The organism is Herbaspirillum sp. C9C3 (genome assembly GCF_013359625.1).
Lineage (GTDB): Bacteria > Pseudomonadota > Gammaproteobacteria > Burkholderiales > Burkholderiaceae_D > Herbaspirillum.
The window spans coordinates 231,416-239,500 of the sequence record NZ_JABFMQ010000007.1; the positions used below are offsets into that span (position 1 = coordinate 231,416).

The following is an 8,085-nucleotide window of genomic DNA, read 5'->3' on the forward strand; positions in this document are numbered from 1 at the left end:
GCCCACGATTGCCACGCCATGACGATTACCGCCGATTCCCCCGACCGCGCCACTCACATCGTCGCGCGTCTTTTTCAGCTGGCGCTGACGCGCCCGCATGACCTGGCGCTGACCACGGTCAAGGCCGAAGGCGAGCGCGCCTTCAGCTACCTCGAACTGGCCGACGCCACGCGCACGCTGGCCGCGCACCTGCAACAGCATCACGCACCGGGTGAGCGCGTCTTGCTGCTGCTGGACAATGACCATCATTACGTCATCGCCTTCTTCGCCTGCCTGGCCGCCGGCCTGATCGCGGTACCGCTGCATCGCCCGGAGTCGATGCGTCAACAGCACCTGCAACGTCTGAGCGGGATCGCCGAGGACGCCGGGGCCGCCTGCTGGCTGGTCACCTCCGCCGTGCGCGACGCCTTGCAGGCAGCAGCGGCACCACTGGCCGGGCAGGCGACGATGCTGGCCGTCGATGCGCCGCAGGCCGGGGAGGGCGTCTTCCGCGAACATCCGATCGCGCCCGCCGACGTCGCCTTCCTGCAATACACCTCCGGCTCGACCTCGCAACCCAAGGGCGTGATGGTTACCCACGCCAACCTGATGGCCAACGAAGCCGCCATCGAGGAGCGCCTGGGGGTGGGCAGCGACGATGTCTTCGTCAGCTGGCTACCGCTCTACCACGACATGGGGCTCATCGGTGGATTGCTGCAGCCGCTGTATCGCGGCATCCCGGTGGTACTGATGTCACCGGCCTTCTTCCTCGAACGTCCGGTGCGCTGGCTGGAAGCGATTTCACGTCATCGCGGCACCATCAGCGGCGGCCCCGATTTTGCCTATCGGCTGTGCGTGGACCGCATCGGCGGCGAGCGTGCGGCAGGGCTGGACCTGTCCTCGTGGCGGGTGGCGTTCTCGGGCGCCGAACCGGTACGTCACGATACCTTGCAGGCGTTCATCGACCGCTTCGGTCAGATCGGCTTTGCTGCCGATGCCGTCTATCCCTGCTATGGTCTGGCCGAATCGACCCTGCTGGTCACCGGGGGGCGGCGCGGGCAGGGCATGCAGGTCGCGGCCTTCGAGGCCGAAGGCTTGCGCCAGGGGCGTGCCGATGTCATTGATGTCATCGCGCCGGCAGCGCAGGCGGTTCATCTGGTAGCCTGCGGCATCTCGCCAGCGGGCCATGCCTTGCGCATTGCCGATCCGGCCACCGGCGCCGCGCTGGCCGAAGGCCTGGTCGGCGAGATCTGGGCCGCCGGCCCCAGCATTGCCGCTGGCTACTGGCGCCGCCCACACGACAGCGACCACGCCTTCGTCGAGCAGGACGGCCAGCGCTGGCTGCGCACCGGCGACCTGGGATTCTGCCGCGCAGGCGCCCTGTTCGTCACGGGCCGCAGCAAGGACATGATCATCGTGCGCGGTCAGAACGTCTATCCGCAGGACATCGAGCGCGCCATCGAGCGCGAGGTCGAACTGACCCGCAAGGGCCGTGTGGCGGCTTTCGCCATCCCGCACCAATGGCATCCGCAGGGGATCGAGGGTATCGGTGTGGCACTGGAAATCTCGCGTAGCGTGCAAAAGATGGTCGCGCCACAGCAACTGGTGGAAGCGCTGCAGGAATGTATCGTACAGACCTGCAACGAGGCCGCCAGCGTCATCGTGCTGCTCAATCCCGGTGCCTTGCCCAAGACCTCCAGCGGCAAGCTGCAACGCAGCGCCTGCCGCGAGGGCTGGCACACGCAGAGTCTGGACGCCTATGCCATCCTGGCCTTCGGCCATCTGCAAGGCGACACGCAGCCTACGCCCACGACCGCTCCTGCAACCCGGGGCGACAGCCCCGACACCGCCGCCCTGCGCAACTTGTGGGAGAGTGTGATGCACACGCCTGCGTTGGCGGGCCAGTCACATTTCTTCCGTCAGGGCGGCAATTCGCTCCAGGCGGTACAGCTGGCGGCGGCCATCGGCGAACAGTGGCAGATCGATTTCCCGGTGCGCCTGATCTTCGAATACCCGCAGCTGGAGCAACTGGCCGAACAGTTGCAGGCAGTGCGCCAGAACGCGCCGCGCCGGCCACCTGTGGTCATGGCCGGCCTGAACGAGAGCCAGCGCCAGGCCGGCCTGCCCCTGTCGCCGGGCCAGCATTCGCTCTGGACCACCTGGCAGCTCGACCCTGACAGCCCGGCCTACAACATGCCGGGCATCCTGCATTTGCAGGGTGCGCTGGATGTGGCGGCGCTGGGCCGCAGCCTCGATGACCTGGTCGCGCGCCATGCCATCCTGCGTACGGTGTACCGGGTGCAGGCCGACGGTGTACCGGTACAGTTGGCCTTGCCGGCAGGTCCGGGTGTACTGGAAGTGTTGGGCGACGTGTCCGGCGATGCGGGGCAAGCACGCGCATGGCTGGAGCAACGCGCCCGCCTGCCGTTCGCATTGGCGCAGGAGATTCCCTTGCGCGCATGCCTGGTGCGCATTGATGAGCAGCATCATGCACTGGGCATCACGCTGCACCATATCGCCGCCGATGGTCAGTCGCTGCCGGTATTGCTGCAGGAGCTATGCGCGCTGTATGCGTCGCATCGCCAGGGCCAGCCATTGCCGGCCGCTCCCGTGCGGCAGTTCAGCGATTACGTCATGTGGCGACAGCAGCAGCTGGACAGCGCCGAGATCGCCCGTCAGCTTGACTACTGGCGTAACGCTTTGGGCAGCGAGCACGAAGCACTGCCTTTGCCGGAGGGTCGCCGTCAGGCGAGCCCGGGAGAGGGGTTGCCCGAGGCGCGCCACGCTTTCACCTTGCCGACCGATATCTCACGGGCGCTGCGCGCCTTGTGCGCGGCACAGGGTTGTTCGCTGTACATGGGCATGCTGGCCTTGCTGGATCTGGTGCTGTATCGCGCCACCGGTTGCAGTGATCTGCGTGTCGGTGCGCCCATGGCCGAGCGCAGCCATCCGCAGACGCGGACCATGATCGGCTATCTGCTCAACCTGCAGGTGCTGCGTACTCGTCTGGACAGCCGGCTCGGCTTTGACGCCTTGCTGCGCCAGGTACGCGCGACGGTGCTGGCGGCGCGCCAGCATCAGGATGTGTCCTTCGACATGGTGGTGCAAGCCCTGCAGCCGCAGCGGCAGTCGCACGTGCATCCCCTGTGCCAGGTCAAGTGCACCGAACGTGAGACCTTGCCGGTGTGGCAGGCGGACGCACTGTCGCTGCAGCTGGAAGAGTTGAGCGCAGGCCAGGCCCACTTCGATCTGAGCCTGGACTTCGGTCTGGCGGGCGAGGAGCTGCACTGCCTGTTCGCCTACGCCAGTACGCGCTGGACGCAGGAAGAAATCGGCCAGATGGCCGACGCCCTCGGCAGGTTCGCCCGGCAAGTTTGCGCTGCCCCGACTTCGCCGCTGGGGCAGCTGTCCTGGCCGACAGCGCCCGCCCCGCTGGCCGCGCCCCAGACCGAGTGCGCCGCCATCGACAGAGAGGGGGATGTGATCGCACTGTGGCTGACCCACGCCCGGCGCGCACCGCAGGCCCTGGCGGTAGCCGATGAGCGCATCCACCTGGAGGCGCAGCAGTTGCGCACCCAGGTGGAGCAGTTGGCGCGCCAGTTGCGCAAGCTGGGTGTGCAGGCCGAAGACAGGGTGGCCATCGCAAGCGCGCGCCAGGTCGAGTTCGTCGTCGCCGTGCTTGCCTGTCTGCGCGCTGGCGCCTGCTATGTCCCGCTGGACCCGCAGTTTCCGGACGAACGCCTGGCCTATCAGCTTGCCGATAGCGGCGCCCGCCTGCTGCTGACCACGCCCGAGGCTGCGCGCCTGCACAGCTTGCCGGGCGCGCCGGCACACCACCTGACCATTCCGGCGGCCACTGCCGCCGTCGAGGAAACCGCGCCAGGGGAGGACTGGCCCGCAGTGCATCCGCAACAGGCCGCCTATCTGATCTACACGTCAGGCTCTACCGGTCGTCCCAAGGGCGTGGCGGTGAGCCGTGCTGCGTTGAGCAATTACGTGCAGGCGCTGCTGCTGCGTCTGGCGCTGCCGCCGGAGGTGCGCAGCATGGCCATGGCCTCGACGGTAGCCGCCGACCTGGGCCATACCACCTTCTTCGGCGCCTTGTGTTCCGGCCGTGCGCTGCAGTTGCTGCCGGCTGAGGCCGCCTTTGATCCGGCGCAGTTCGCCGCCTTCATGCAGGAGCGCCGCGTCGATGTGCTCAAGATCGTGCCCAGCCATCTTCAGGCGCTGCTGCAATCTGCACAGGCGACGCAGATCCTGCCGCGCCATACCCTGATCGTCGGTGGCGAAAGCACCAGCCCGGCCTTGCTGGAACAGATCCATGGGCTGTGCCCGGACTGTCGGGTGGTCAACCACTACGGCCCGACCGAAACCACGGTGGGCGTACTCACCCAACTACTGGAGGGCGATCAGCCTTTGCCGCTGCCCTTGGGCCAGCCATTGGCACAACTGAGGCTGCAGGTGCTCGATGCCGATCTCAATCCGGTGCCGCGCGGGGCAGCGGGCGAACTGTATATCGGCGGCGCCGGTCTGGCACGTGGCTACCACGGCAAGCCCGGCGCCACAGCCGAGCGTTTCATCGCCGATCCGGCCGGCAACGGCGCGCGCCTGTACCGTAGCGGCGACAAGGTCAGGCTGGACCGCGCCGGACGGCTGGTGTTCCTGGGCCGTATCGACGATCAGATCAAGATTCGCGGCTACCGTGTCGAACCACAGGAAATCGCCGTGGTCCTGCGCGCCCAGCCGGGCGTGAGCGCGGCCGAAGTACTGGCCCTGCCGGGTCCCGAGCAACGTCTGCAGCTGTGCGCGTATGTGGTCGGCAGCGCCGATCCGGTGGCCCTGCGCAACGCCCTGGCGGCGCAACTGCCCGACTACATGGTACCGGCCCACTTCGTGCCGCTGGCGCAATTGCCGCTGACGACCAATGGCAAGATCGACCGCAAGGCATTGCCGCTGCCGCAGGAGGGCAGCCAGCACAGCACCGGACTGTCCGGGGAGGATAGTCCGCAAGAGGGCGTCGAAAGCGTGATCGCGGCAATCTGGGAAGAAGTGCTGGGAGTGGCTCAGGTGAGCCGCCATGACAATTTCTTCGCCCTCGGCGGCGACTCCATCCTGACGCTGAAGATCGTTGCCCGTCTGCGCAAGGCCGGCTGGCGTATCACGCCGCGTCAGCTGATGCAGACCCAGGATCTGGCCGCCGTCGCCGCGCTGGCGCTACCGCTGGAGGGACAGGGCAATGCACCCGCGGCTGCACCGGCAGCGGCGACCGAAGGCCCGCGCTCATGGCCGCTCACCCCGATCCAGCAGTGGTTCTTCCGGCATCACGCGCAGCCGCCGGCGCACTGGAACCAGAGTGTGCAGTTGGAAGGACCGGCCGATACCCCGGTCGATCGCCTGCACCATGCCGTTGACCAGTTGGGTCGTCTGCATGAGGCGCTGCGTCTGCGCTTTCACCGTAGCGACGACGGTGTCTGGCGGCAAACGGTGGCGCCGCATGCCGGCCAGTGCTTCGACGTCCGGCACGTGGCCGACGCGGCGGCGCAGGCGGCGGCGATTGCAGCCGCCCAGCGCAGTCTCGATCTGTCACAGGGGCCGCTGTGGCGGGTGCTGTGGCTCACGCAGCCGCGTCAGTCGCGCGGCGTGCTGGTGCTGATCGCGCATCATCTGGTAGTCGATGGCGTGTCCTGGCGCATTCTGCTGGAGGATCTGCTGAACCTGCTGCAAGGCACGACGCCACCCGAGAGCAGCAGCGGCTTCAGCGCCTGGGCCGGCGCAGTGGCGGCGGCCCGTCTGAGTACGGCGGAGCAGGCGCACTGGGAGGCTCTGGCGTCGACCGATGATGAGGATTTGCCCTGCACGCCGGCGCATGGCGTGGGCATGCGCGCCACCAATACCATCGGCCGCAGCGCACGTGAAGCCGTGGTGCTGGATCACGACAGCACCACCTTCCTGCTTGGTCCGGCCCACGCCGCCTATCGCACGCGCATCAACGACATCCTGCTGGCCGCTGCCGCCCAGACACTGTGCGAGTGGGCAAAGCGCGATCGCATCCTCATCGAGCTCGAAGCGCACGGCCGCGAAGAGTTGCCCGGTGCCGCAGGAGAAGCGCCGGATCTGAGCCGTACCGTGGGATGGTTCACGGCGCTCTGTCCGGTGCAACTGACGGTCACCAGCAGTGCACCGGGCATCCTGCTGGCACAGACCAAGGAGCAACTGCGCCAGTGGCCCGGGCAGGGGCAGGGTTATGGTCTGTGGCGCAGTCAGCGCGGGCAGGGCGGTCTGCAGCCGCAGGTGAGCTTCAATTATCTGGGGCGCTTCGATGCGCTGCCCGAGACCTCCGGCTGGCAGATGCTGCCCCGCACGGCGGCGCAAGCCGACCTGGAGCGCGATCCGGCCAGCCTGCGGCGCTGCCTGCTGGACTTCACGGCCCTGGTCACCGATGGTCAACTCCATCTGGAGTGCCTGTATTGCAGTGCCTTGCACCAGCAGGCCGACATCGCCGCGTTGCTGCAGCAATACCTGCAGAACCTGCGTGCGCTGCTGGCCCATTGCGCCGGGGTGAGCGGTCTGGCCACGCCATCGGATTTCCCGCTGGCGCGCCTGCAACAGCCCCAGCTCGACCACTTGATGAAGAGCCTGCCGGCCGAACGCGTGGCCGATCTCTATCCGCTCTCGCCGATGCAGGCTGGTCTGTTTTTCCATGCGCTGCTGGCGCCACAAGGCGGCGCATATCTCAACCAGTTGCAGGTGCGTCTGCACCGCCTCGATGTAGAACGCTTCCGCCAGGCCTGGTGGACCGTCCTGGACCGTCATGACATTCTGCGCAGCGGCTTCCTGATGCAGGGCGACCAGCCGCTGCAATGGGTGGCCCGAGACGCCGCGCTGACCATCGACGAACACGACTGGCGCCAGCGCCCCGATCTGGATTGCGCCCTGCAGGCGCTGGCTGCCACCGAACACGCACGCGGCGTCGATCTTCAGCATCCGCCGCTGATGCGCCTGAGTCTGGTGCGGGTGGACGATCAGGTGCATCACCTGATCTGGACCCGCCATCACCTGCTGCTGGACGGCTGGAGCAGCCAGCAGTTGATCGGCGAAGTGCTGCGACTTTACCGGGGCGCGATTCTGCCCGCGCCGACGCTGCGCTATCGCGACTACATCGCCTGGTTGCAGCAGCAGGACCGTGGCAGTGCCGAGCAATTCTGGCGCGCTCATTTGGCTGGCGTCGAAGGCCCGACCAGCCTGGTCAACAGCCTGCCGCCACTGCGGCAGCCGGGCCGGGGCCAGGGCCAGGGCAGTTGCCAGGCCACGCTGGATTTGCTGGCCACGGCGCACCTGCAGAGCTTCGCACGCGAACATCAGTGCACTCTCAACACGCTGGTACAAGCGGCCTGGAGCCTGGTGCTCGCCCGTTATTGTGGCCAGTCCACGGTGATCTTCGGTGCAACCGTCGCAGGCCGTCCCGACGAACTGGAAGGAGCGGAGAATCTGCTGGGCCTGTTCATCAATACCCTGCCCATCGTGACCCGCCTGCAACCGGAGATGACGGTACAGACTCTCTTGCAGCGGCTGCAGGCCAGCAATCTGGCCGTGCGCGAGTTTGACAGCACGCCGCTCTATGACATCCAGACCTGGGCCGGACATGCCGGACAATCGCTGTTCGACAGCATCCTGGTATTCGAGAACTATCCGCTGGATCTGGCCTTGCAGGCCGAGCAGCAGCAGGGCCTGCGTCTGGAGGTGCTGCACAACCGAGAAGAGACCCATTACCCCCTGACCCTGATTGCCACGCTGACCGAACGGCTGCAACTGGAATGGCGCTACGACACCGCGCGCATCGCGCCCGCCAGCGCGCAGGCATTGCGGGACCTGACGGTGTCACTGCTGTTGCAATTGGCCGGACATCTGCACCGTCCGCTGGCCGAACTGACCTGGCACAGCCGGGCTGAACAGACGGCAATGCTGGCCTTGTCGCGCAATGCGCAAGTCCATGAGGCCGGCAACGTGCTGGCGTTGATCGAAGCACAGGCAAAGGCGCACCCCGAGCGGCCCGCCTTGCGGGTACCGCATACCGGGCAGGTACTCGATTACGGCCAGCTCAACGCC

General features: G+C 67.2%; 1 protein-coding gene. It reads left to right on the forward strand.

The features are described from left to right. Positions 1-18 precede the first annotated feature (18 nt). Positions 19-8,085, forward strand: an 8,067-nt coding sequence (locus HNO82_RS09790; protein ID WP_175343569.1) for a non-ribosomal peptide synthetase, incomplete at its 3' end; no start/stop codon positions are given.